Source organism: Sporosarcina sp. FA9 (genome assembly GCF_051550205.1).
Lineage (GTDB): Bacteria > Bacillota > Bacilli > Bacillales_A > Planococcaceae > Sporosarcina.
Window position 1 is genome coordinate 493,868 of sequence record NZ_CP188819.1, and the last position, 24,841, is coordinate 518,708.

25 protein-coding genes are annotated in these 24,841 nt (G+C 37.9%); 19 read left to right on the plus strand and 6 right to left on the minus strand.

Annotated features, from left to right (window positions below):
• The first annotated feature begins 73 nt into the window (after window positions 1-73).
• From arr to ACP8HH_RS02370, 4 genes are all read left to right on the plus strand, one after another.
• Window positions 74-490 carry an NAD(+)--rifampin ADP-ribosyltransferase gene (gene arr / locus ACP8HH_RS02355; protein WP_438315333.1) on the plus strand — a complete coding sequence of 139 codons (417 nt, stop codon included), beginning with the start codon at window positions 74-76 and terminating at the stop codon, window positions 488-490.
• 300 nt (window positions 491-790) lie between these two features.
• Window positions 791-1,237, plus strand: coding sequence for a GatB/YqeY domain-containing protein (locus ACP8HH_RS02360; RefSeq protein ID WP_438315336.1), 447 nt, complete (start codon window positions 791-793; stop codon window positions 1,235-1,237).
• 167 nt (window positions 1,238-1,404) lie between these two features.
• Entirely contained in the window at window positions 1,405-1,800 is a 396-nt protein-coding gene (locus ACP8HH_RS02365) for a DUF378 domain-containing protein (RefSeq protein WP_438315339.1), read from the plus strand.
• A gap of 287 nt (window positions 1,801-2,087) precedes the next feature.
• Window positions 2,088-3,494: an IS110 family transposase gene (locus ACP8HH_RS02370; RefSeq protein ID WP_438315342.1), complete on the plus strand. Its 1,407-nt coding sequence runs from the start codon at window positions 2,088-2,090 to the stop codon at window positions 3,492-3,494.
• A gap of 524 nt (window positions 3,495-4,018) precedes the next feature.
• On the opposite strand, the gene ACP8HH_RS02375 is transcribed toward ACP8HH_RS02370, so the two are convergent.
• Together ACP8HH_RS02375 and ACP8HH_RS02380 are read right to left on the minus strand one after the other, a co-directional pair.
• The gene (locus ACP8HH_RS02375; RefSeq protein ID WP_438315344.1) at window positions 4,019-4,231 is read right to left on the minus strand and encodes a hypothetical protein; all 213 of its coding nucleotides are present in this window, start codon (window positions 4,229-4,231) and stop codon (window positions 4,019-4,021) included.
• A 225-nt stretch (window positions 4,232-4,456) separates the two neighbouring features.
• Window positions 4,457-4,648: a hypothetical protein gene (locus ACP8HH_RS02380; protein WP_438315347.1), complete on the minus strand. Its 192-nt coding sequence runs from the start codon at window positions 4,646-4,648 to the stop codon at window positions 4,457-4,459.
• 480 nt (window positions 4,649-5,128) lie between these two features.
• Between ACP8HH_RS02380 and ACP8HH_RS02385 the strand changes: the two genes are divergently transcribed.
• From ACP8HH_RS02385 to ACP8HH_RS02420, 8 genes are all read left to right on the plus strand, one after another.
• Window positions 5,129-5,401, plus strand: coding sequence for a hypothetical protein (locus tag ACP8HH_RS02385; RefSeq protein ID WP_438315349.1), 273 nt, complete (start codon window positions 5,129-5,131; stop codon window positions 5,399-5,401).
• A gap of 678 nt (window positions 5,402-6,079) precedes the next feature.
• Complete coding sequence (locus ACP8HH_RS02390; RefSeq protein WP_438315352.1) at window positions 6,080-7,375, plus strand: helix-turn-helix domain-containing protein; 1,296 nt, start codon at window positions 6,080-6,082, stop codon at window positions 7,373-7,375.
• Window positions 7,375-7,515 carry a hypothetical protein gene (locus ACP8HH_RS02395; protein WP_438315355.1) on the plus strand — a complete coding sequence of 47 codons (141 nt, stop codon included), beginning with the start codon at window positions 7,375-7,377 and terminating at the stop codon, window positions 7,513-7,515. Before ACP8HH_RS02390 ends, ACP8HH_RS02395 begins: the two co-directional genes overlap by 1 nt.
• A 323-nt stretch (window positions 7,516-7,838) precedes the next feature.
• Window positions 7,839-9,458, plus strand: coding sequence for a helix-turn-helix domain-containing protein (locus tag ACP8HH_RS02400; RefSeq protein WP_438315358.1), 1,620 nt, complete (start codon window positions 7,839-7,841; stop codon window positions 9,456-9,458).
• Window positions 9,459-9,564: 106 nt separating this feature from the next.
• Window positions 9,565-11,013 carry an aldehyde dehydrogenase family protein gene (locus tag ACP8HH_RS02405; protein WP_438315361.1) on the plus strand — a complete coding sequence of 483 codons (1,449 nt, stop codon included), beginning with the start codon at window positions 9,565-9,567 and terminating at the stop codon, window positions 11,011-11,013.
• 46 nt (window positions 11,014-11,059) lie between these two features.
• Window positions 11,060-11,941, plus strand: coding sequence for an NAD(P)-dependent oxidoreductase (locus tag ACP8HH_RS02410; RefSeq protein ID WP_438315364.1), 882 nt, complete (start codon window positions 11,060-11,062; stop codon window positions 11,939-11,941).
• A gap of 26 nt (window positions 11,942-11,967) precedes the next feature.
• Complete coding sequence (locus ACP8HH_RS02415) at window positions 11,968-12,756, plus strand: DUF3100 domain-containing protein (protein WP_438315366.1); 789 nt, start codon at window positions 11,968-11,970, stop codon at window positions 12,754-12,756.
• Window positions 12,756-13,208, plus strand: a complete 453-nt coding sequence (locus tag ACP8HH_RS02420; protein ID WP_438315369.1) for a hypothetical protein — start codon at window positions 12,756-12,758, stop codon at window positions 13,206-13,208. The genes ACP8HH_RS02415 and ACP8HH_RS02420 overlap by 1 nt, the downstream gene beginning before the upstream one ends.
• A gap of 544 nt (window positions 13,209-13,752) precedes the next feature.
• On the opposite strand, the gene ACP8HH_RS02425 is transcribed toward ACP8HH_RS02420, so the two are convergent.
• Together ACP8HH_RS02425 and ACP8HH_RS02430 are read right to left on the minus strand one after the other, a co-directional pair.
• On the minus strand, window positions 13,753-14,169 hold the full coding sequence (locus ACP8HH_RS02425; protein WP_438315371.1) for a type II toxin-antitoxin system HicB family antitoxin: 417 nt from the start codon (window positions 14,167-14,169) through the stop codon (window positions 13,753-13,755).
• A 26-nt stretch (window positions 14,170-14,195) separates the two neighbouring features.
• Window positions 14,196-14,378 (minus strand): type II toxin-antitoxin system HicA family toxin, encoded by a 183-nt coding sequence (locus ACP8HH_RS02430; RefSeq protein ID WP_438315374.1) that lies wholly within the window; start codon window positions 14,376-14,378, stop codon window positions 14,196-14,198.
• 315 nt (window positions 14,379-14,693) lie between these two features.
• Between ACP8HH_RS02430 and ACP8HH_RS02435 the strand changes: the two genes are divergently transcribed.
• From ACP8HH_RS02435 to ACP8HH_RS02460, 6 genes are all read left to right on the plus strand, one after another.
• The gene (locus ACP8HH_RS02435; RefSeq protein ID WP_438315377.1) at window positions 14,694-15,146 is read left to right on the plus strand and encodes a ParB/RepB/Spo0J family partition protein; all 453 of its coding nucleotides are present in this window, start codon (window positions 14,694-14,696) and stop codon (window positions 15,144-15,146) included.
• 767 nt (window positions 15,147-15,913) lie between these two features.
• On the plus strand, window positions 15,914-17,140 hold the full coding sequence (dpaL, locus tag ACP8HH_RS02440; protein ID WP_438315380.1) for a diaminopropionate ammonia-lyase: 1,227 nt from the start codon (window positions 15,914-15,916) through the stop codon (window positions 17,138-17,140).
• A 30-nt stretch (window positions 17,141-17,170) separates the two neighbouring features.
• A complete protein-coding gene (locus ACP8HH_RS02445) occupies window positions 17,171-18,388 on the plus strand; it encodes a YgeY family selenium metabolism-linked hydrolase (RefSeq protein ID WP_438315383.1) in 1,218 nt (405 codons plus the stop codon).
• On the plus strand, window positions 18,381-19,979 hold the full coding sequence (locus ACP8HH_RS02450) for an N-acyl-D-amino-acid deacylase family protein (RefSeq protein ID WP_438315385.1): 1,599 nt from the start codon (window positions 18,381-18,383) through the stop codon (window positions 19,977-19,979). The genes ACP8HH_RS02445 and ACP8HH_RS02450 overlap by 8 nt, the downstream gene beginning before the upstream one ends.
• Window positions 19,980-20,052: 73 nt before the next feature.
• Window positions 20,053-21,465 carry a sodium:solute symporter family transporter gene (locus ACP8HH_RS02455; RefSeq protein WP_438315388.1) on the plus strand — a complete coding sequence of 471 codons (1,413 nt, stop codon included), beginning with the start codon at window positions 20,053-20,055 and terminating at the stop codon, window positions 21,463-21,465.
• Window positions 21,466-21,685: 220 nt separating this feature from the next.
• Window positions 21,686-22,357 (plus strand): GntR family transcriptional regulator, encoded by a 672-nt coding sequence (locus tag ACP8HH_RS02460; protein ID WP_438315391.1) that lies wholly within the window; start codon window positions 21,686-21,688, stop codon window positions 22,355-22,357.
• A gap of 510 nt (window positions 22,358-22,867) precedes the next feature.
• Here ACP8HH_RS02460 and ACP8HH_RS02465 read toward each other — a convergent pair.
• A complete protein-coding gene (locus tag ACP8HH_RS02465) occupies window positions 22,868-23,059 on the minus strand; it encodes a hypothetical protein (RefSeq protein WP_438315394.1) in 192 nt (63 codons plus the stop codon).
• A 151-nt stretch (window positions 23,060-23,210) separates the two neighbouring features.
• The gene (locus ACP8HH_RS02470) at window positions 23,211-23,459 is read right to left on the minus strand and encodes a hypothetical protein (protein WP_438315397.1); all 249 of its coding nucleotides are present in this window, start codon (window positions 23,457-23,459) and stop codon (window positions 23,211-23,213) included.
• A 252-nt stretch (window positions 23,460-23,711) separates the two neighbouring features.
• On the opposite strand from ACP8HH_RS02470, the gene ACP8HH_RS02475 reads away from it, so the two are divergent.
• Window positions 23,712-24,497 (plus strand): hypothetical protein, encoded by a 786-nt coding sequence (locus ACP8HH_RS02475; protein WP_438315400.1) that lies wholly within the window; start codon window positions 23,712-23,714, stop codon window positions 24,495-24,497.
• The last annotated feature ends 344 nt before the right edge of the window (window positions 24,498-24,841 follow it).

Sequence of the window (24,841 nt, forward strand, 5' to 3'; positions counted from 1 at the left end):
ACAGTCTACATTTTTCATGAATTTTATATTATACTGATGTAAATCAATCTGAAAACATAAGGAGTGTATCCGTATGAATGACAAAAAAGATGTCTTAGATAAGGGTCCTTTTTTCCATGGTACTAAAGCTGAACTACAAATTGGTGATTTATTGGAACCGCAATTCTTATCAAATTATCAAGATAAAAAATCCAACTATATATATTTTACTGCAACACTAGACGCTGCTAAATGGGGTGCCGAATTAGCAAACTCTGAATCGAAAGGAAGAATTTATATTATAGAACCATCAGATGATTTTGAAAATGATCCAAACTTAACGGATAAAAAATTCCCTGGAAACCCAACACGTTCTTATAGATCTAAATCTCCTTTGAAAATAATTGCTGAACTAGGTTCATGGGAAAGACATTCCGATGAAGAAATAAATCATATGCTAACCTTTTTAAAAGAATTACGCGAACAGGGAAAAGATGTAATATACGATTAACTCAAAAATCTATTGTACCGTTGTGTGCCAGTCATTCACATAAACGGTTTATGCACTTATAAAATATAAGAAAAAAAGGCGTCCATTCGTTCGAACTTGAACGAATGGACGCCTTTTAGATTTTGAGTGTCTTGGATTAGGAATGGTAGTCAGAATAGTGTCTGAATTGTAAAGGGGACTGTCACCATTCCAACCATTCCAATACACCGGTACAAATCAAATCTTTTTCAATTGGAATAAACGTGCGATATAATTAGGGATACGAAGTATTGGAATAAAAAATAGGAGAGGAAGTTTACGATGACACTGAAAGAGCAATTAAAAGGTTCAATGAAAGAATTGATGAAAGCTAGAAACAAAGAGGATTTAACGAGTGTTCGTTTGGTTCTTAGTACGATACAGAAAAAAGAGATTGATAAGAACGATGGTGAAGAATTAAGTGATGCAGAAGTAATGCAAATTATTCAAACGGAAATTAAGCAAACACATGAGTCTTTGGTTTATGCGAAACAAACGAATAAGGAAGAGATGATCTCGAGTCTTGAGAGCCGTGTTGAGATGTTGATGCAGTATTTGCCGAAGCAGTTAAATGAGGATGAGGTTCGAGCGGTTGTTGAAAAAATTATCGAAACGAATGGTTTTTCTGGGAAACAAGATATGGGCAAGGTGATGGGTTTTGCGATGTCTGAACTCAAAGGGAAAACGGATGGCGGTTTGATTAGCAAAGTGGTTAAAGGGTTGTTGTAAGTGCGTTTAAGAAGATTGTGCTGCAGAGGATATCTCTGTGGTGCTTTTTTTTTTTGAATTAATTTAAGGATTTCATGTATACATTATTGATTTTGGAAGAAGATAAGTAAGGATTTGCGGAGAGATATTTGTAATAGATATTATTTGAAAGAGGAAGGTGTGATTTTGTGAGAACGATACAAAGGATTGCGTTGGCGCTGGTTATTATTGGAGCCATTAACTGGGGCTTGATTGCATTATTTCAATTCGATTTAGTTGCGACTCTTTTTGGTGGGCAAGGTGCGTTATTATCTCGGGCGGTTTATGGCCTTGTAGGTCTAAGTGGGATAGTTAGTTTGGGTCTATTATTTAGTCCGATGGAGGAAGTGGACGAGGTTGTGGTGGATAGGACGGACCGCGCTCGGATGAATAAATTGAATTTTGATACGGAGTTTGGCGAGGAAACGGATTTTGTTAAGAGGCCCACAGAGTTTAAGAAGCTGGATGAACATAGGATCCAGAAAGCACAGAAAAATAATAATAATAATAATAATAATAATAATAATAATTATAGAAAGAAGTAATTTTGTTGATGCACAAGTGACCGGGTAGTCCGGTTGCTTGTGCTTTTTTTGTTTTGGATCTTTCAAAGGAAGTTGTGTTCCAATTATTCTCTTGGCTTGTGGTTTTCAATGCCGATTCAGCGCTAGGCGATGGCCTTACGTGTTGAGCTTAGTGTCAAGCGATAGGGACCCATTATGTTAAATAGATAGTTGGAAAATGAAAAAACCACTGTTTTCAGGGTATAGGAGAAGTACCAATCACAGAACTTCCGATATACCACCCCATCAAAGAGGAGGAGCTGAAAACAATGGTTACACTATCATTTAATCATATTCAGGGGAAGAACGGAAGTCATTGGAATCGTTTAATGCGAGAAGAAAAGGCTAAGGAATATTGTATTGTAGCGATTGATGCAGCGAAGTTTGTGAATACAGCGATGGTATGTACAATCTACGGTGATATTTTACAGGAGCCATTTGAGTTCGACGGGTCAATGACAGGCTATCAATTGATGAAGAAATACATTGATTCAGTGTGTGAAACGTACGCACTTTCACAAGTGATTGTTGGAATTGAAACGACTGCGCACTACTATGAAGACCTTGTAAGACTGTGCATGAATGAAGGGTACGTCGTCCGAATATTGAATGCCGCAACCACTGCCAGGGAAAGAGAAACCGTGTTGAATTATACGAAAACGGACCGTGTTGATTTAATGGCGATTGTCCAGTCATTGCTTCATGGGCGTGGTGGAACGAGCGTTGAATCCATACTTGAACTTGAATCGTTAAAGACATTAACAAGGGCCAGACGGGCGCTTGTGAACGCGCAAACAAGGACCATCAATCACTTGCGTCTGTATATGGATCACATTTTCCGTGAGTTTCAAGGGAAGAACCTAAAGGTGGATGGGGAAAATAAGGTCATCAAGATCTTGGATCAGTTCGTTTCAAAAACGTCGCTATTCTTGATGAGAAACCATCCTCACCCGTCAGATATCTTAACTCTAGGCAAAGCCGGACTAAGGAAGATATCTATTGAATACAACCTGAAGATCCGTGAGGATGTTGTCGATAGGCTGTTGAATTACGCAGAGAATTCGATTTCCAAACCAAAGTCTATGCTTGAAAGCGAGTTACTTTTACTCCAACTAAAACTTGATGAATATGAATTAATTCACCGCCAAATCAAGCAATTAGAGGATGTAATTGAAGCAAAACTACTGGAGACCGATGGTGGTATCCTCTTAAGTATCCCTGGTTTAGGCATCCCTACGGCAGCTGAATTAACCGCTGAAATAGGGAACGTCCATGACTATTCACATGCTGGACAACTCATCAAAATGGCCGGCACGAACCCAATTGTAAGACAGTCCGGTGGGAAAAAGGCGAATCATTATCGGATATCTAAACAAGGTAGAGCTGCTTTTCGTAACGTGGTCTACCAGGTAGGGAAAAACGTTGCGGTTCAGAATCCTGAAATGAAAGTCCGGTATTTGGCGATGAAGGACAAAGGAAAGAAAGCAGGCCAGTCCTATATCGCTCTAGGGAATCGAATCCTACGGATTGCCTTTGCCATGATCAATGACCAACAGTTGTATAAAAGCAGTGAAGCGGACTATTGTCTGGAAAAAGTCATCGCTGGCAAACTAAGAAATAAGGATAAGCAAAAGCTGTTCAATCAACGATATTTAAAAGAAGTGGCTGAACTGTAAACACAAAATTCAGGTGTAGACAAAGGCGTTTTCCCGGAACGTAGACCACATAGTTTAGAGTACCTGAGGCTTTAATGACCTCGTTGCACAGCGTCATGGGTCTTGTTTCACAAATACGAATAAAACGTTAAAGAACGTGAGCTTGTATTTAATAGGATGTATCCCTGTGAAATGAAACGCAAGACCTTTCACGTTGCGGAAAAACGCCATTATATGTTCTGTGATTGTTGAGTTTCAAAAAAACACCATTATGAGGCTTTGGTTTCGTGCGGCCAAAAATCTATTTTAATAGCGCTTGACTTATTTCACATTAAACGCTGTGCGCCAAACTATTCAGACTACACACTACAATTACATATTTATTAGATATATGCTGAAAAATACCTTGAATTTGTTTGTATATACAATTGGTTGAATTCTTTGTTGTTGTTTCATGCACAGGTACTCCAAAAATTTATTCTGACTAAGCGAATAAAAAAAGCGGCCTACCCACAATTTAATCTGTAGATGGGTCGCCTTTTACTTTACGCCCGTATTATTTCCCCTATTTTCCCATGTCCAATTTCAACGACTTCCAATTTCTTAACTTGCACAAGATTAATCCCGTATTGATCTTTTGTCATAATCATTTCTGCTCCAATAATATGCATGGGTTGCAGTAAAAGTACATTGGTATTAGTTTTGAACTGATAATCCTCCCCGTTTTTAAATACTATGTATACTGAGTATTTTTTCATTTCATCCCCCCTCTATATACCTAATTCTTCAATAGTGAGAATAATCCTTCTTTCCACAAGTGATAGGTACCAATTTTAGGTTCGCTATTATGTTAATTAGATGTAAGCGTAAAATAGTACACACCTATTTTACGCTTACAGTTGAACGATACTTGAATATAAAACCCAATCCCAATCCATATATGGAATTCAACCATGTACAGCTACCTTTCACTCAAAAGGCCCCTATATATCTTCAATGTTATTAATACAATCCAAGTAGTGGGAAACTATTTCAAAGAATGTGTAACTTTTATTTCCTATAGTATATTCGATGGAGCTAGAATCGATGCTACTCGTTGTTGATACGGGTACTACGTTATTCTTTTGAATTAGTATTTTTGCAAAATCTAATGCAATTTCTTTCTTTTTTTCCATTAGGACACCCCCTAATAATGAATATTGCAGCCTCTACTCTTTTATGCATGAGAAGGGTTCTTACACCGTTAGAAGGAACGTAATTTAGTTTATTGAAATGTAGTTGAGTATTGTGGACAAAATGAGCCAGCCAAGCGGAGTTTTGAGCCACCATTTGCGGACAATAGAGCCAGTAAGTGCGGGAAAGAGAGCCACTGGCTAGTAATGCAAAAAGTAAACAGTCATTGGAATGTTACTTTCCAATGGAATTTTAGATACCTGTGCACCAAACTACTCTGACTATACACTACAATTACATATTTATTAGGTATATGATGAAAAACGAGCCGAATTTGCATGTATATACAATTGGTTGAATTGTTTGTTGTTTTTTCATGCACAGGTACCCCAAAAAAATTGTTCTTTATTGCACAAAACCCCAAATATAAAAGAGGAACATCTTCTTATATGTCGAATTATGCCTATAGGGGGGATGATAAAGTGAAATCTAAACTGGATGAGTTATTGGATGACGATGAAATTTTTGCTGTAGACGCAATTAGTCACGATGTTGGTATGATGATTAATAAACATGGTGATGCAGTGGATTATGTAATTTTGGAATACGCAGATCGTTTTGATGCATATTTTAATCTCTACGATGAGGGTGAAGCGCCCTACAGAAATATACTCGTAAAAGGATCTTCAAAAAGTAAAGAAGTTGCTAGAAGTATTGCGAACAGGAAACTAAATAACGAATATGAAAAAAAGTAATCGTAAAAAGCTTCCATTGTGAGGCTTTTTTATTTTCATATAATGCAAGAATTTTGGGTACCTGTACCTAAAACTATTCTGGCTGCACACTACAAATACATAAGCATTCGGTATATGCTGAAAAACTCATTGTATTTGTATGTATATACAATTGGTTGAATTGTTTGTTGTTGTTTCATGCACGGGTACTCAAAAAAAAATTGTTATTTCAGTTTGAATTCAGGGTAGCGACTTGCACCCGATTATAAAAAAAGTCCGCTAAGAGAACAATCAATCATCTCTTGGCGGACCTTTTTATTTTAACTACAATTCGGGTAGATCGTCGTAATCTACCGAAGACAAAAACCCCTCGGATTTCATCTTGACTACAAACTCCAATAATTCCTTCTTTAGTTCAAACAACTCTAGGCCATTGTGTCCAACTTCGAATCCGGCGCTTGTCATTTCCATCATAATAAGATTACTCCTCCCTGCGAAATGGTATAATTGATATATCCCTTCAATCTTCCCTAACTAACATAACCATACCACGGGAAAGCTAATCAGAGGATACAATCTAGTTGGGACATTTTTTTCTAAAACGCTTGTTTATTTAACCTTTCGGGAATATATTTCTCACAATTAAACTATGTTATTTGTAGTAGGTATGTACTATAATATAAAGAGAGGGATTCGATAATGAATGTTGGTCATTTAATAAGGGCTGAAAGAATTAGACAAGAAATGAAACAAGTCGTTATAGCTAAGGGTATCTGTACCCCTTCTTACCTATCCAAAATTGAAAGAAACTTAATTTCACCAAGTGAAGAAGTAATTAGATTGTTATTTAATAAATTAGACATCGCTTTTGATACGCTACAAAAAAATGATCACCAATCAGATTCTGAATTTGCCAAGCTGTTAAAAGAAAATTATAAAGCGGTGATCACGACCAGAGATGACGAGTTCACAAAAAAGAAGTTAGATTACTTAGAAGAACAAAGCGCCTTATTCGAAAATGATTCACTTTACTATACCTATCTCCTTGTCGTATTAAGATTCCGGCTTATATTAGGCGGAAGTTTGGATGAACGTAGCAGAGAAATTGGTGCACTTGAAAAAATCAGCAAGAACTTCAATTCTTTCCAAATTTATTTATTTAAAATAAATAAGGCAATCTATTACTACGCTACAAAAAACCGCATAAAATCGATTGAATATTTGGAAGACGTTTTATCCATTGTAGATACTATCACGTTAGAAGACTGGGAAAAAGCAGAATTGAACTATATGCTAGGATTGATTTATACCGCAGATAACCGCATTTTTATTTCTATTGAATACATAAGAAGGGCTCTCGATTATTTCAGGGAAAACTTTTTAGTGAGTCGAATTTTAGATTGCTATGTACTGATAGGAGTTACTCAAAAGAAAAGCGAACAGTTCGAAGAGTCTTTAGAGTCCTATTTAAAAGCAAAACAACTATGTGATGAATTTAACTTGTATAGCCAAAAAGGGGTTATTCATCATAATCTGGGCTCCCTTTATGGAATGATAGGTAATAATAAAAAGGCGATCGATTATTTTAAAATGAGTATTAAATATAAAAGTGATAAAAATAGCCGGCTCATTTCAATCTTTAGTTTAGTGATGGAATATTCCAAGATGCGTAACAAGGATCTTGTAAATGAGTGGTGCGACAAAGGAATCTCATTGTTGGATCAGCTGGATAGTGAAAATCTCTCTTCGTATTACCATCATTTTATTTTTTACAAGTCACTTAATAGCCAACAAGGTTTATCCGAAGAGATTGCTATTCAAGCGATAAATCACTTTAAAACCTTACAGGACTATCAATATATATATAAGTATTCTATTGCACTAGCTGAGTGGTATTATAGTAATAAGAAGTATAAACTATCATCTATTACCTTTAACGAGGCCAATAGATTTGGTTATATTTATAGAAAAAAGAAAACATGGGAGGACTTATGATGAAGAAACTTTTGGCAGCAATATTACTATTAGTTATTTTAGGCGGAACCGCGGAGAGTAAGGCGTTTGCCAGTGCAGATGAAATGCCTAAACTAAGAACATTCAGTGTTCCAATCGACAACGTACAATTACTTAAATAATATCCGTAAAAGAAGCCACTCCATCCAGAGTTGCTTCTTTTTTCGTTCAGCATGGGGGTGCCGGACGTTAGAATTTTACGTACCTGTGCATGAAACTATTCTGACTATACGCAACAATTACATATTTATTAGGTATATGCTGAAAAACACTTGAATTTGCATGTATATACAATTGGTTGAATTGTTTGTTGTTGTTTCATGCACAGGTACCCCAAAATCAGTGGTAGCGCACAGGCAGAAAAAAGTAGGCAGGAAAAAGGGTTGTGATAATGTCTCCGTTGACTGATAATTAAGGGAACTAGTGAAGTAGAAGGGGTGGGACGATGTTAGTGAAGATTGAGGTGGATTTGTACAAGGCGAATAAACTATTGGAAATCAATAAGATGCTGACACAGTCTTTGCACTTAAACGAAATCTTACATAACGTGGTCCAGGCTGCATGTGAACTGGTCGAAGTGGCGGATGTTATTATCATTTATTTATATGATGAAGGGACAAAAACGCTCCGTTTTGCGAAGGGTAAAGGCGTAAATGAGGTGTCGCTTGCGCAAGTTTCCTTTGTGAAAGGAGAATCGATTACAGGAAAGGTTTTTGTTAATAGGCAGTCTAAGTTATTTAAAACACAAGTAGAAATTGAAGAGTATATGAAAAACATGACCGAAGATAACAACCGTTATTATTATGAAGGGGTGCAGCAAAGAGACGTTAAAAGTTCGTTTTGTGTTCCCATTATGAACAAAGGAAGATGTCTCGGTGTTGTGGTAGTCAATAACTTTAAGCATGATAGTATTTTCACTGCAGAAGATATGAATGTCATTGAAGTGCTCGCAGGACAGAGTGCTATCGCAATCGACAACGCTAAAATGTATGAGCATTTGCAACAAAAAAATCTGATGTTAGAAATGTCGATTTCCAGTCATAGCAAATTCTATCGTTTGCTTATTGAAGGTCGTGGAATCGATACGGTACTCTCTTTGTTGAAAAGAATGATTGGCTCGGCTGTAAGTTATCACAGTAATCTTGAGGTAAAGGGAGATGTGAACGCATTTCCCATCCGAAAAGGAACGGATACATTAGGATATCTTTCTTTAATTCAACCATTTGAGGACTTCACTGAAATGGAACGAATTAAAATCGAGCAGGCGAGTATGTCTATTGCGTTAGAGCTTATTAAAGAAAATGCGTTATACGAAAAGGAAATCCACTTTAGGGAGCAGGTATTTAATCAGTTAATGGAAGGGATTTCTGGAAAGGAAATGGAGTATGCGCTCAACTATGTGAAGTGGGGTAGCGATACGCGTGTCCAGTGCCTAATAATGGAAGGTAATAAAAAGCCACTGTGGGAAATTGACAAGCTCATTGGTAAAGAACAGCTTGTGAAATCAGTGGAACGAATGTTACAGTCGGAACGGATTGACCCGTTAATCTTCACACGTGCGTTTCAACTCATCATGATTTTGCCTACAGGTCCGGAACAGTCGATGCGAAAAATGCTGGAGAGTATTCGGCGCGTTTGGCCGGGTGATCAGGACATTGTCTACGGAATCGGAAGAGAAACGACACTAAAGGAATTGGCGGTGTCGTATAAAGAAGCAACTCGTTCAATCGGGTACGCGAAACGCTATGATATTCCGGTTGTTGAGTATTCGATGCTTGGAATTGAGCGTCTTTTGTATGAGTTGGATCAAGACTTGTTGGAACGGTTCATGGACGATAAGTTACATCGACTTCTAACTGTGGATTCAAGCCTAGTCAACACGCTCAAGTTGTACATCCAACTCAATAAAAATCACAAGCAGACGGCAAAAGAGTTGCACATCCATCCAAATACACTCTACTATCGCTTGAAAAAGGTGGAAGAGTTATTGGAAATCGACTTTACGAATGAAAAAGATTGGATAGATTTGGTCGTTGCATTCAAAATATATGGAGAGCGCAACTAAAAATAGCCTGAATATATGTGGCAACCCACATATGAATGCAAACTATTTTGAATTAACATAATAGATAGATATATGGAGTAGAATAGAAGGAATGGGAGGTCTGTATGTGAGTTCCACTTATTATAATTACATTAATGGTGAATGGGTTTCATCGAACACAAACGAAACCTATCCGAGCATTAATCCAGCAAATAAAGATGTATTGGGGCATTTTCAAAATTCGAACGAAGCGGATGTAGAGGCAGCCATTCAAGCAGCGGAGAAAGCGTTTCCAAATTGGGCGAATACGGCAGCTCCAACTAGAGGAGATGTGTTGTTCAAACTGATTCAGTTGCTGGAACAACAGCAAGAGGAATTAGCGACAATTATCACGAAAGAAGTGGGAAAGTCGTTCCGAGAAGCGAATGGGGAAGTACGGAAAACGATCGAAGCGATGAAACAATTTAGTGGAGAAGCAACTCGGATGACAGGAGAAACGATTCCGTCTCACGATTCGGGGATTTTCGGCTATACGATTCGAGAACCGCTTGGCGTAGTTGGAGTGATTGCACCGTATAATTTTCCGCTCGGTATCGGGATATGGAAGATTGCACCGGCAATTATTGCTGGAAATACAGTGATTTTCAAACCGGCAAGTAATACTTCATTGATTAGCATAAAGATTATGGAGTTGTTCGAAGAAGCGGGCGTTCCGCCAGGTGTGATAAACATGGTGACAGGGCCAGGTGGCGTCATCGGAAATGCGATTGGCAACCACGAGAAGATTAAAGCGGTTTCGTTTACGGGTTCGACAAGTGTCGGTCTTGCGCTCGGAAAAGCGGTAAGTGAACGAGGGGCGAAAATGCAAGCAGAAATGGGCGGGAAGAATCCATCCATTGTACTGGAAGATGCGGATCTCGACGAAACGGTGGAAAACCTCATAATTAGTGGATTTTTAGATAATGGACAGCGTTGCACAGGTACGAGTCGCCTCATTGTTCTTCGATCGATTGCGGAAGAGTTGGCGAAGAAGTTGGTAGCGCGGGCAGAGAAACTGGTTATTGGTAATGGGTTTACAGAAGGTGTGGACAATGGACCGGTTATCGATGAAGGACAATTGAAAACGTATCTCCACTATGTAAAGTCCGCGCTTGACGAAGGTGCAACGCTTGAGTGCGGTGGGGAGCAGTTGTTTACAGACGGTTTAGATGAAGGTTTTTTCGTTGCTCCAACATTATTCAGTAACGTGACAAAAGATATGACGATTTTTAAAGATGAAATCTTTGGCCCCGTGATGGCGATGACGGTCGTAGATACATATGAAGAAGCACTGGAACTCGCGAATGACAGCGAATTTGGTTTGTCTTCGACCATTTATACGAAAGACTTGAAACGGGCGTTTCACTTCATCCGAAACATAGAATCCGGGGTGACACATGTAAATATCCCGTCCAATTATTTTGAAAATCAGTATCCGTTTGGTGGAAAAAAAGCATCCAGTATTGGCCCACGTGAACAAGGGTCGACGACGTTGGATTTCTGGACGGACTATAAAACGGTCTATATTCGACCGTAATCGCTAAAGGTTACGTGAAACTGGTTGAAAGATTGGAGGGGAACTTGTGAAAAAGATCGGCGTTGTAGGATGTGGATTGATGGGCTACGGAATCGCGACGAATTTAGTTCGTAAAGGTTATCAGGTCTCAGTGTACGATACGAATCCAGAAGCAGTCGCGAGAGTCGTAAGTGAAGGTGCAGATGGAAAAAAAACGGTTCAAGAGCTCGCAAATTCGAGCGAAGTACTGATATTGTCACTGCCGTCCACTACCTTAGTGGAACAAGTGCTTTTATCCAAGAACGAGGGGGCCTTCGATAACCTCAGTCGTGGAAGTGTTGTGCTGGATATGAGTACAAACGATGTAGCGAGGACAAGAAGTTTAGCGGAAGCCGCGCGGAAATCTGGTGTTGAGTATTTTGACTGTCCTGTAAGTGGCGGGCCGGACGGAGCTCGATTGGGAACGCTTACAATTATGGTTGGAGGATCTAGGGAGAAGTTTCCGGAGATTTCACCTGTTCTTCAAGCGATGGGCAAGCACATCGAATACATTGGGGAAAATGGAGCTGGGCAAATTGTGAAGCTCTGCAACAACATGGTCGTGGGCGGCATCATCTCCCTCTTAAGTGAAGCGTTACTGACGGGGGAAAAAGCAGGGATTTCCAAAGAAAAGTTAGCGGAACTGTTCCAGAAAGGGTCTGGGAAAACGAAAGTGATGGATGTGTTCGGGCCGAATATAATTCATGGTACGTTTGACGATGTGCAGTTTTCATTAGCGAATATGTTGAAGGACCTGAATCTCTATCGGAATCTGGCGGAGGATGAAGGGGTGCCTACATCGATAAGTACCAGTGCGCATCAATTGTTTACAGTTGCTAGTAATACTGGTGCTGATCAGCGAGATTCAACCGCTGTTGCAGAATTACTAGCACATCATGTAAGGGTCTGATGAAAGTAAAATAAGGGGGGATTTGTATGAATTCGATTGCAGGGATTTGGAAAGATTGGCGGTTGCACGCAGTAGTATTAGGAATTGTTATTATCACCGAACTCATTGGAACGTTTAGAATACCGGTGGGACCGGGAATTATTCTTTTATTACCAATGGTCTATGCACTCATTATTGGTTTGGGAATCTATTTCACACCTGTTGTTAAAGAGAAACAATCTAAAAATGCTGAACCGATTATTGTACTTGGGGTTGCGTTACTATTGGCGAAAATTGGTGTCATTATCGGTCCATCTTTGCCTGCGGTTATTGAAGCGGGACCTGCCTTGCTCCTACAAGAAATCGGGAACTTAGCGACTATTATAGTCGCATTACCGGTTGCCATTTGGCTTGGCATGAAGCGTGAAGCGGTCGGGATGACTCACTCCATTGGCCGTGAGCCGAACGTAGGTCTGATTATGGATAAATTCGGCATCAACTCACCTGAAGGACGCGGAGTCATGGCGATGTATATCTTTGGTACGGTGTTTGGAGCGGTTTTCCTTGGTTTGATTTCAGGGTTGTTGGCAACGTTAACGCCGTTAAGTCCGTTGTCCTTTGCGATGGCGTCTGGGGTCGGAAGCGGAAGTATGATGGCCGCTGCGAGTGGTTCGTTGGTTGCCGCATTCCCAGAGCTTGAAACACAGATTATCGCCTTTGCAGGAGCCAGTAATTTACTGTCCCTTACAACGGGTCTATGGGTCAGTATATTTATCGGTCTCCCGTTGACTGAGAAAATATATGCGCGAATGACACGGAATAAGGAGGGATACTAATGCTAAAAAACATTCAAGAATGGGTGCTGTTACTAGGAGTCTTTGGCATTACCGCATTAATTGGAAACTGGGCGGGGTATGACATATTGCCACTCGCAGCCGTTCCCGGTATGGTTGTCTTGATTCTAATCTGTTTGGCAGGATTTGTCCTAAGAGATTTGATTCCCATCAACTTTCCAAGTATCGCGTATATCTCAATTATTGGAGTTATCGTGTCAATGCCATGGTTTCCAGGATCGGCTAAAGTAGTAGAGTGGACGACTGAAGTGCAACTGCTGGCTTTGGCAACACCGATTTTAGCGTACGCTGGTATTGCAATTGGACGTTCGTGGACGGATTTTGTAAAACTAGGATGGAAAACAATTATAGTTGGGTGTCTCGTTATGCTCGGAACTTTTCTCGGGTCGGCATTAATTGCAGAACTGATTTTAAGATTCCAAGGAATTATTTAAAATGGTTCTTTGTCAAATGACGTTGGTGAAGAATTGTAGTCGACTATAATTGATATATTCATTTGTCTTAGGACTGTCCAAAAAGTCAGTAAAACTGATCTTTTGTGACAGTCCTCTTTCATGTGGTTTTCCTAGTTCCCCGTTGATTTCCGTTCCGAGCGGACGCGTTCCGTGGGGCGGTCGGCGAGCCAATCGAACAACGAAAATTTTAGGTACTTGTGCATGAAACTATTCTGACTATACACTAAAATTCCATATTTATTAGGTATATGCTGCAAAATACCTTGAATGTGTATGTATATATAATTGGTTGAATTGTTTGTTCTCGTTTCATGCACGGGTACTCCGAAAAAAAGGGCCATTAAAATGTTATCATTCCGATGGCTCTATAATGCATGTCATACACATCCAATGCCTATTGGACGCGCTGTAACCTTAGATGCAACGAATAAGCAGGTGTATTTAACAGAAAAGTGGATTTGATGGAATTGTAACGAGCTTAAAGGATGTAATCTAAGCTCGTTTCTTTCATTATTATACAGTTTTAATTATGTGGGTCTCTTTGAATGCCAAGGTGATCCTTGATGGCTTCTTGCAAAATATAAGAATAATTGACCTTATGCTCTTTTGCCACAGTATCCAACCATCTTGGAATTGTCAGTGTTTTTTTCACAGCCTGATTTTGCATTTCTTGCCTAAAGGGCGGCATCCAGACTTCAATGAAGATAAGGGCTTGGTTTTCGGCTGCCTTCAACTGTTTTGGAGATGATGGTGATGGGATGATTTCTTTATCCTCCTCCATACCAAACAGATGAAGGGCTAATGCTTCTTTTGCCATTGTAAATGCTTCATCATCATCGGTACCGCATGTAATGCAACCGGGTAAATCAGGAAATGTGATGCTAATCCCATCATCGGCATAGTTAAAATTAGCAGGGAAGACATAACGATCTTTTTTCAATTTAATTTACCTCCTTAGAAAGGACTTCAATCAAGTCCTGCTTGTTTTACTATTGATTTGATAGTTCCATTGGGTAAATCTGTTTTTGGATGTGGAATCGTAACAAGTCCTGGCTTGGTAGGGTGTTTATATTGATGGTGACTACCTTTTACCCTGACTAACTCCCATCCATCACTCAATATTAGTTTGGTTATCTCTCTTGAGTGCATTTGATTGTTATCATCTCCTTTAACTATTTCTATTATTCATTAATTATAACACGTACCTTAATACGTGTAAACATTCATGCCTGTGCAGCAAAAAACAAATCAAATTTTTAGGTACCTATTATGTTAAATAGATAGTTGGAAAATGAAAAAACCACTGTTTTCAAAATCGTTGCCTGTGCACCGCACAACTCCAAAACTATTCAGATAACTATTTGGACGTATAAATGTTGGTTTCGGGTGCAGCAAATTATTAATAATGTGTTAATATAAGTGCGATTGTATCGTATTATCATATTATTTGGTGAGGGATCGGCATTGAAGAAACTAAAGATTAACACTCAATTTATACCATGTGCGGCATTGCCAGATGACGAGGGATTTGGTAGTTATCCTTTTGTTTGGAATATTACTACTATGATAACTTGGATTGTAGCCAATGTAGATGAGGTTGCGTGTTCTACGGTGAAGATATTATCCAGTGAAAAGGCAATCGAATCTGAAAGTTTGAATGAGTCACATATTCCAACTTTGGATTTGTCAAAACCATTAATTATTGTGCGTATAAACCCGGATTACTATAGGCTTATCGATGGGCACCATCGCGTGGCTAAAGCACGACTTAACGGAGTGGAAGAATCACCGGCTTATTATTTGAGCGAAGAGCAGCACCGACAGTTTTTTATTCATTCAGAATCGGACCGGATTTATGTAGACTATTGGAATGAGAAATTGGAAATGGCAAATGGCAAATGGCAAAAAAGTACATAACGTAAAACACATAAAAAGCCTTTCTAGCGATCCAAATATCAACTTAGACATCACTCGGAGGGTACTCCCATCGTTCAGACCCTTGGTCTTGGTTTACTATCATTTTGAGCATTCCATTCTTTAATGAAATTACAACATGTTCGATAGGGGCTTTTGGGTTCGGAAGTCTATAACTCTTTAAATAATTGTAAAACATTTCTTCTAAGCTTTGCTTTCATCTTCGAATAATCAATCTAATTCTATCATTCCTTTGCAACGTTTGACGATAGAGCGGGAAAGCTGGCTTTCATCGGAATTTTTATTGGCCGGCCTCCAGTTAACATTTAGTGTCATTGATATCTTATCAATCGACAAACTTTTTTCATTTCGTAAGTGTTTGATACAATTAATATAGGGCATTGTTAGCATTCTTACTTAACCTCCATCTGTTTTTGTGTTCGCACTTTAACAGTAGAGGTTGAATTGGGCGACTAGCAAGTCCTTTTTTATTTACATGAGATTCCCACGCATAACTCTGTATAAATTCCTTGTTAGGGTCTGTACTTCTATTCTGCATTACACACTATCCCTAAATTTCCATTATTAACGAGATTAACTGATACAAATGAATAAAAAATAATTTAAATAAAAAAATAAAACTATTGACTGGAATGTGTAGTGTGGTATATTACTTGTAAGTCCTAATTTAGTAAATTTAAAATATTCACATTAGTGGTTTATTAACGATTTTTTGAAAACACTAAAAAGTGGAACTGGAGTGATACTTAATGGGTAAATTGTCTGATGGGGAGAGTAATTGGGTTATTAATCATGCCCGTTCTTCCGAATACAATGAAAAAGAATTATCATATTTCAATAAGGGAAAAATAAATTCAGTATTGAAGTTTCAAAAAACTCATCCTTTATATACGAATACACCTTTAGAATCTTTACCAAATCTAGCAAATCATTTATCAGTTGCAGAGATAAAAGTGAAAGATGAATCTCATAGATTTGGCCTAAATGCATTTAAAGTAATGGGTGGAATTTATGCTATGGGAAAGTATTTAGCTGAGAAGTTAGGAAGAGATATTGAAAGTCTTTCATTTTCGGAATTACAATCTTCGGAAGTGAGAAATCAACTAGGTGATATCACTTTTATTTCAGCAACTGATGGGAACCATGGTCGTGGAGTAGCCTGGGCAGCAAGAGAACTTGGACAAAAGTCTGTAATCTATATGCCTAAGGGTTCTACAAAACAGCGTTTAAATGCTATTCGCATGGAAGGGGCCACAGCGGATATTACAGATGTGAATTATGATGAAACAGTTCGGATTTGTGCCAAGTTGGCTGAGGAAAATGGATGGGTAATGGTGCAGGACACTGCTTGGGAGGGATACGATGAAATTCCGCTTTGGATTATGCAGGGATATTCCGCAATCGCTCAAGAAATTATTGAGGAAATGGAAGTTCAACAAGGAAAACCTCCCACTCATATTTTTTTACAAGCAGGTGTAGGATCATATGCAGCTGGTATTGGGGCTTACTTTACACAGTATTACAGAGATGATCCACCAAAAATCGTAATCGTTGAATCGGATCTTGCAGATTGTTATTATCGATCTTTTTCAAATAGTACAGGGGAAATTGAAATCGTATCCGGTGATATGAACACCATAATGGCAGGACTAGCTTGTGGTGAGCCAAATAAACGTGCTTTTCGTATTTTAAAACAATATGCATGGGCATCTTATTCATGTGCAGATCATATAGCTGCCCTAGGAATGAGAGTTCTAGGAAATCCGCTTCGAAATGATCCTAAAATTATTTCGGGCGAATCAGGTGCAGTACCTTTGGGTTTATTATTTTATCTTCGAGCATTCGAAAATCGTAAAGCATGCGAGGAATTACTATTAAATGAAACGTCTAGGATTCTCCTTATAAATACAGAGGGAGATACGGATTATCAATCCTATCTAGACGTAGTTTGGAAAGGTTTGTATCAAAACAAATAGTAAGTATATAAAAAAACTGGAGGGTATTAAATGTTAACAGAAAACCAACGACATTCAGTAATTGAATTGTGCCAAGAGCTTGTTAGAGTTACTAGTTACTCAGGCGAAGAAAAAGAAGTAGCCGAAAAAATAACAGAATATGCTCATTTGAATAATTTTGATGATGTAGTTACAGATGACTTTGGAAATGTAATGCTCATTATGAATGGAAATCAAGATGGACCAATTGTCCTTTTCGATGGTCATATTGATACTGTTTCCGTTCAAAAAGAAAACTGGACAGTTGAACCTTTTTCAGGGGAAATAAAAGATGGGAAAATATATGGGCGTGGAACTTCTGATATGAAGGGTGCTGTGAGTGCAATGATCTCGGCTGCAATTAATTTCGCAGAAGAAACAAATAAATCTTTTCCCGGGAAAATTGTTATTTCATGTAGCGTCCACGAAGAGTGTTTTGAAGGTGTTGCAACAAGAAAAGTAAATGAATATATCAAACCGGATTATGTAGTAATAGGCGAAGCTACAAATTTGAATTTAAATAGAGGTCAGCGTGGAAGGGCTGAAATTGTTGTTGAATCTTTTGGGGTATCTGCTCATTCATCGAATCCTGAAGCTGGTGTTAATGCCGTCTATAAGATGATGAAGCTAGTAAATGCTATTCAGAAACTATCTATTTCTGAAGATGATGTATTGGGAAAAGGAATACTTGAACTAACAGATATTAAATCATCACCTTATCCAGGATCTTCTGTAGTTCCATCGTATTGTAGAGTTACGTTTGATCGTCGCTTGTTGGTGAATGAAACAAGGGAATCTGTATTAAAACCGATACATGACTTGATTGAAAAATTAAAATCAGAGGATTGCGATTTTAACGCCAAAGCATCTTTTACTTCTGGAGAAGAAAATTGCTATACGGGTGCTATCATCCATGCAGAAAGATTTTTCCCGGGATGGTTATATGATGAAAATGAGAAATTTGTAAAAAATACTTTCGAAAACCTAAAGAAGGTTCATTCTGAAATCAAAATTAGCCATTATTCTTTCTGTACTAATGGATCACACTTTGCTGGAGAAGCTGGCATACCAACAATTGGTTTTGGTCCATCACCTGAACACTTAGCACATATTGCAGACGAATATATAGAAATTGAGCAATTAATCGGTGCTACAGCAGGCTATATCGAAATCATGAAAGCGCTATCGCAACTCGATAGTATAAAAGGAGAGGAGCAAGCAAATGTTTGATTTACTCATTAGAAATGGAAAAGTTATTGATGGAACTGGATCTCCTTGGTTTTATAGTGATATCGCAATCAAAGATGGTGTAATCAAGAAAATAGGGAAACTAACAAATGAGACTGCACACGAGGAAATTGATGCTAATTTCCAGATAGTATCCCCGGGATTTATAGATATGCATACACACTCGGATCTAGTTATTCTGGATGAACCATTAATAGAAGCTAAAGTTCGACAAGGTATCACAACAGATCTTCTAGGGCAAGACGGTATTGGAGCAGCTCCATTACCTGAGGATTATATATCAACCTGGCAGAAAAACATTGCCGGTTTGAATGGGACTCCACCAATTGAATGGGACTGGACAACCGTCGGTGATTATATTGAAAAAATCGAAAAGAATAAACCAAGCTATAATCTGGCTGTATTGGTCCCCCATGGAAACATTCGTATGGAAGTCATGGGATTGGATAATCGTCCGGCAACCGATGAGGAAATTCAGAAAATGCAAAAAGTGTTACGTCGCTCATTAGATGAAGGTGCAGTTGGTCTTTCAACGGGGCTTATATATCCACCATGTTGTTTTGCAGAAATGAAGGAATTAGAAGCCTTATGTCAAGTCATTGGGGAATATGGGGCTCCACTCGTAATTCATCAACGTAGTGAAGGGGATGAAATACTAGAATCGATGCAAGAATTGATTGACATGATGAAACGTTGTGGAGCACATCTGCACTTTTCTCATTTAAAAAATTGTGGGAAGGACAATTGGCATAAAACTCCTGATGTGTTAGGGAAAATTGACAGTGCTCGAGCTGAAGGGTTGGAAGTAACTTTCGATCAATATCCATATACAGCTGGAAGTACAATGTTAAGCGCCATCATTCCGCCATGGGTTCACGACGGTGGAACGGAAGTAATGCTAAAAAGATTAGGAAATCCAGATTTGCGAGAACGAATCGTGAGTGAAATGTTTACAGCATTAAAAGGATGGGACAGCATGTCCAAGTGGGCTGGCTGGGATGGTATTATCATTACGTCCGTTAATTCAACAGAGAATGCACAGTATGTTGGAAAGACAATTATACAAATTGGGGCTTTAGAAGGTCGTAATGATTATGCAGAAATTGCTTTAGATTTAATCCTATTTGAGAAAAATGATGTTGGAATGATTGATTTCGTAATGAATGAAGAATCCGTAAAAATGATCTTAGCTCATCCAGCCGGAACAATTGGTAGCGATGGTTTACTTGGTGGAGAACCTCATCCAAGAGCTTATGGATCTTTTCCTAGAGTATTAGGGAAATATGTAAGAGAAGAGAATGTACTTCCGCTAGAAGAAATGATCCGTCGCATGACATCACAACCTGCAAGAATCATTGGAATACAAGATCGCGGAATTCTACGCGAAGGATTAGCCGCAGACATAGTTGTTTTTGATCCAGATACAATTATTGACCAAGCTACTTATGATACTCCTAGACAATTTAATATAGGTATAGATAGCGTCATTGTCAATGGACAAATTGTAATAAAAGGAGTGAATGCTTATGGAAAACCTGCTGGAAAAGTGTTGAGACGGAACTACAGTAAGTAATTAACTAACTAATAGCATTCAACAGTTAAGAAAGACCCTTATTCCATAATTGATAATATTAGGAGGATATTTGATGGGTATTATTTGGGCAATTATCATAATATACATGACGGCAATGGTTGGAATTGGTTTTTATGCAAAAACAAAAATAAAGGATGGAAATGACTATCATCTTGCGGGGAGACGGTTGGGTCCTATAATGCTTGCTGGAACGTTGGCCGCTACTGAAATTGGTGGTGGAAGTTCAATCGGTGTTGCATCCAAAGCTTATGGCGAATGGGGGCTATCAGCTGGTTGGTATGTTGTATCAGCAGGGATTGGTATAATTCTTGTATCGTTTGTTGCCCCATTTATGAGAAAAGCAATGGCAACAACTGTGCCAGAGATCATTGGAAGAAGGTATGGGAGAAGCAGTCATGCAATTTCTAGTTTTTTATCTGTTATCGCTTCAGTCGCATTGACCGCAGTTCAAATTACAGCGACTGCAACCATTGTCCATGTATTAACAGGTTTTGACCTAACATGGGCAATACTAATATCCGGAATTGTAGTTGTTTTTTATACTTATCTAGGCGGTATGTGGAGTGTTACTCTTACAGACTTCGTTCAATTTTTTATCATTGTAATAGGGTTTGCAATTGCTGTTCCATTTGCATTATCCAATGCCGGAGGTTTCGATACGGTACTGGCAAACATACCACCTGAACAGCTCGGATTCACTAAAATCGGTTGGAAAACTATAGTAGGATTAATCATATTGTACTTTATGACTTTTTCGACTGGACAAGAAGCGGTTCAAAGATATTATTCTGCTAGAAATGAAAAAACTGCAGTTATAGGATCAATCCTATGTGGGGTACTCATGACTTTATATGCATTTATTCCAGCTATCCTTGGATTAATAGCGTTATCTGCTTTCCCAAATATTGAGCCTAACAATGCTTTAGCAACGGTTTCGGTTGAGCTATTACCCCCTTTAATTGCAGGATTACTTCTGTCTGGTGTAATTTCTGCTACATTGTCCAGTGCATCTGGTAATCTATTAGCTGTAGCAACTGTTTATGTCAAAGACATCCATGGTCCTATAATGAAGAAATCAGTAACTGATCAAAATGAATTAAAGCTTAGTAAGAAACTAGTAGTTTTATCAGGATTCCTAGCTATTGGTATGTCGTTATTCAGTCAGCAAATTATTCCATTACTTGTGTTTGCTTTTACGCTCCGTTCAACAGGCCCATTTGCTGCGTATCTTTTGGGATTGCTATGGGATAAAGTAACACCTAATGCGGGTCTATATTCTATCATTACGGGAACCGTTGTTGGATTAACTTGGCAAATTGCAAAAGAGCCTTTCGGTATTATGGCAGTAATTGCGGGAAGTCTTGCCAGTTTAGTAGTGTTTTTGATAATAAATTGGTTTGAGAAAAAGAAAGGGGTTCCAACAGCACCCTCAGCGTTCGATTCAAATAATAACATTTCTGTTTAGTAATCATAAAAAAACTATGACTATTAAGAAGATGATTACGAGCCCTTGAGCCCGAATTATCTTCTTTTTATTCCCTGATTATATAGAGTAACGCTTTCATGATAGTGTTGGAAATAAGAAATTAACAACCGATATTATTGCCAAACTTAACCTATGAGTGTTGAATTTTAGTGTTAAGTGGTATATTACATATTAAGTAGATTATAAAATAGGAAAGGTGATGTATTTAGTGTTAAAAAAAAATGATCTTAAAATAAAAAGAACTTTTATGCGAGATCAAGTATATGACATACTTCAAGAATGGATAGTAATTGGAAAACTTGAACCCGGTGCAAAGTTAAGAGACCAAGAATTATCAGATATACTAGGTATTAGCCGCACCCCGATTCGAGAAGCATTACTTCGCTTGGAAGACGATGGTCTTGTTATCACAAAGGCAAACAGATGGACCTTAGTTTCTCCTATTGACATTAAAGAGGCAGAAAATATTTATTTGATTGTGAAGGCCCTTGAAATATTGGCGATAGGGCAAGGGTTTCCCAATTTGTCTGAAAAAGATATTGTGGAAATTGAAAAATTAAACGAAAACTTTAAAACGGAATTGGAACATGATAATAAAGTGGCAGCATTTCAAGCAGATAATGAGTTTCATGATAAAATCGTCCAATTATCAGAAAATATCGAGCTATCCAAGTTGTTGATAAATCTGAAAATAAAAATTCAACGAATGGAGATTTATTATTTCAGCCTTGAAAATAATAGTCTTGAATCCTATAATGAACATGTAGAAATCATAGATGCATTAAAGGCAAATAATTTAACACGAGTTATTGCTGCCATTAGAGCAAATTGGGAAAATAGTTTAAACCGTATTGTGCAAAAAATAAATTAAAAAAACTCGTGCCTGTGCAGAGTGCAATTCGGACACAATTCAGAACGGGTTTGAATCTTGTAATGTACGGCGGAATTTTCTCATACAAGAAAAATATTATAAGCTGTGAGTTGTGCCTGTGCACCACACAACTTAGACGCTATTCCGAATTGTGTTGGATTTGTATCTTGAACAGGCACCTATTGTTAATTAAACTCCGATATATTATTACTTGCGTTATGAGAGGGTCGTAGCTATTCGTGTTACTAGCTACGACCCTCCTTATGTAGACCCCGACTTCTCACTGATATTGCAACATCCGTTTGTCTTCGATTATTTTCGGCTTTGTACTAACATGTCGAAAATAATAATTTCGATCTGCAATATTAACAGAAGCAGTTCTATGATATATTCGCTACATGCCATGACAATCACCTCAATAAATAATCGAGGTATAAATTTACATAGAAGGATATTATCTACCCAGTATATGAGTAAAGACAGACACGTGTGCCATATTTTAGAGCCGCTTCAGACAAATAAATCGGGTGCGATTGTCCTTAAAGTGTCCCACTCGCAAAGACTTGCCATAATTAATATTTTCACCACTGAAAAGTCGGTAAGCTTCTTCGCATCATAGTTCGCTAGTGGACAAGCTAAAATGTTGGTTGGTAAATTAGATAAGTATTGACGAAAGACTAAATTTTGGTTTACACTGGTCATGAGATATCTCCTTTTGATGGTGTAGGGAACTGATTTAGTCGTCGTTTCCCTATCTATTTTTAGGAGATTTTTTGTATTTGTTCAAGTTATTAATCTATTGCGTTGATTCCCTTAACTAGGGTTTATTACATATTTTTACTGCTTTGCAACGCTAGTGGGTACCGATTTTTTCATACTCCGCCAGAAAATCAAGATCCACTTCTTTGTACTCTTTTTCTTTTTCGTGTAAAAATTGAAAGTAAAACTTTAAATAATGACAATATGACTTTAATGTGTTTTCCGCTTTTCCGACGTTTTCTAGATATTTAAGAAACCTTAAGACAGGAACAACAGGTTTGTTATCCCCATCAATAAGCAAAAATCTCTTTCTGTCATTAATTAAAACTTCTTGTACTTTCACTAACAGCACCTCCAGATACAATAGCGCTATATTTTTTTCAATCTATCTATGAAAACTATGTTTACTATAATTTTTTACTCAATATATGCTGTAAATAAAGAAACAAAAAGTGCGTAGTATACTACATATAAGAGCAGTTTAGTTGAAGTGTGTTTGATAACTATTGTTGAATATCAGCAGGCAAGTTGCTATTTATATAGAAATTAAAATCCATACTCATATTGCCTATTAATTGCAAAGGAGGAATCTGCTTTGTTTAACGTAGATGCTATAGAAAAAAGGGTTTTGGAAAACTTCGGTTACGAAGGAAACTATCATGGTTTCCCTATTAAAATCGAATATGTAGACAATGTAAATACAAGGAAAAAAGAACTACGACCCTTCGACATAATAATGAATGGGAGGGAGTCCAGCGGTTCGATGGTGCTGCCAGATCCTCCAGATGGAAACTGCTATGTCCTTGTAAATAGCTCCCTCAAGAAAGATTACTGGTTCGTAGAAACATTAATACATGAACTAATCCATGTGAAGGACTATTTGGAATTTTCCCACTTGTATTGTAGTGGAGATTATTTAAAAATGGAAAAACATGATCTTTTTGCGCCTATGTTTTATTTTTCAGAGTACCATGCGAAAAGAGAAGGATATATATATTTATATCAACTATTAGATCAATTGAATGTGAATTTAGATGAATCACATCGTTTTGATTCGGAGGTAAACGAATATTACAATTGTTTAGTTAATAGTTTGTCTTTTGCAATCCAAAACACTAATTCTAGCGTTAGGCGTTCAATAATGATTGCATATAATTTAGTTCATGTTTTAGGTGTTTTATCAGCCTGGGAGTTCATATTTGGCGGAGATTATATCGCGAGGGATAACATTCCTGACGTTTTAAAGGAAAATAATATATCGATTTTTGAATTGCAGAACAAACTTCATTTAAGCGAATCTTTTGACGACGTTAAAAATGAACTTTTGGAATTGAAAGAATCCCTGAATAAACCTCTTCTTAAATTCGGAGTAGAGGTTTAGGTACTATAGACACATAAAGAATGTATATGCAACCTTAATTTTAGGCGTCTGTGCATGAAACTATTCTGACTATACACTACAATTACATATTTATTAGGTATATGCTGAAAATGCGTCTAATTTGCATGTATATACAATTGGTTGAATTGTTTGTTGTTGTTTCTTGCACAGGTACCACAAAAATCAGTTTAGGAATTGGAACCTCGTGAAACAAGAGTTTCCGGGAAGTGTGGCAGGCATTCGATTGAAAGCACATATTGAGCAAAACTGGCCACGAGTGATGCCTGACAATTTTTCAAAAGGTTCGGTAATCAATAATAAAAATGACGTGTGCCAATGCACAC